The 1,236-nt window shown below is 58.0% G+C and carries 1 protein-coding gene; it reads left to right on the forward strand.

Going from position 1 to position 1,236, the window contains the following annotated elements; all coding sequences use genetic code 11:
• Positions 1 to 81: 81 nt before the first annotated feature.
• Positions 82 to 1,184 (forward strand): IS3 family transposase gene (locus FJQ55_RS23270; protein ID WP_140832599.1). Its coding sequence is split into 2 segments (ribosomal slippage): positions 82 to 343 and positions 343 to 1,184, totalling 1,104 coding nucleotides; the frame shifts between segments, so codons are not numbered across the junction.
• Positions 1,185 to 1,236 lie beyond the last annotated feature (52 nt).

Consider the following 1,236-nt stretch of genomic DNA (forward strand, 5'->3'; position numbering starts at 1 on the left):
TGCTCTGATCCCCAAAAACTGGACCGTTCATAACTGGAGTTTTCCGCGGTAATTTCCCGGCTGGGGAAAAGGAGCGGAAGCATGAAGGCATCGAAGTTTTCGGACGCCCAGAAGGCGTTCATTTTGAAGCAGGGCGACGACGGCGTGCCCGTGGCTGAGATTTGCCGGAAGGCGGGGATCAGCCAGGCGACGTATTTCAATTGGCGCAAGAAGTATGCGGGTCTGCTGCCCGATGAGATGCGTCGATTGAAGGCTCTGGAGGATGAGAATTCCAGACTGAAGAAGATTGTCGCCGATCTGACGCTGGACCGTGAGATGCTCCAGGACGTCATCCGCCGAAAGCTCTGAGGCCTGTACGGAAGCGCAAGCTGATCGACGGGATGCTGGTGGACTGGGGCATATCGATCCGACGGGCCTGCAAGGTCTTGAAGTTCGACACATCGACCTACCACTACAAGTCCCGCCGCACCGGACAGGCCCCACTCGAACGACGCATCAAGGAGATTTGCGAGACACGTGTGCGGTATGGCTACCGCCGCGTCCATGTGCACCTGCGCCGAGATGGTTGGAAGATCAATATGAAGAAGACACGCAGGATTTACAGCGAGTTAGGGCTTCAACTGCGCAACAAGCATCCCAAGCGCCGGGTGAAGGCAAAGCTCAGAGATGATCGCCAGGAGGCGGTCGGGCCGAACGACGTCTGGGCGATGGACTTCGTTCACGACCAGCTCGCGACCGGCAAAAAGCTGCGCATCCTGACTGTGGTCGACACGCACTCGCGCTACTGCCCGGCCGCCGACGCACGCTTCACCTACCGGGGCGAGGATGTGGTCCAGACACTGGAAGGCATCTGCCGGAAGACCGGCTATCCGAAAACGATCAGGGTGGACAATGGCAGCGAGTTCATCTCCCGAGACCTCGACCTTTGGGCCTATGCCAACAACGTCACACTGGACTTCTCACGACCTGGCAAACCAACCGACAACGGCTTCATCGAGGCGTTCAACAGCAAGCTGCGGTCGGAGTGCCTGAACGTTCATTGGTTCCTGACCCTTGCGGATTCCCGCGAAAAGTTAGAGACTTGGCGCAGGTACTACAACGAGGAACGTCCTCACTCGGCGATCGGATATAACGTCCCGATCGCCCTGCATAATCTCGGTGGCGCAACCAGCCAGCCATCGTGATCAGAGCCGGAAAACTCTAATCACCGGCGGTCCAAAGCTTGGTCTCAGAGCA

It is taken from the genome of Rhizobium glycinendophyticum (assembly GCF_006443685.1).
GTDB lineage: Bacteria > Pseudomonadota > Alphaproteobacteria > Rhizobiales > Rhizobiaceae > Allorhizobium > Allorhizobium glycinendophyticum.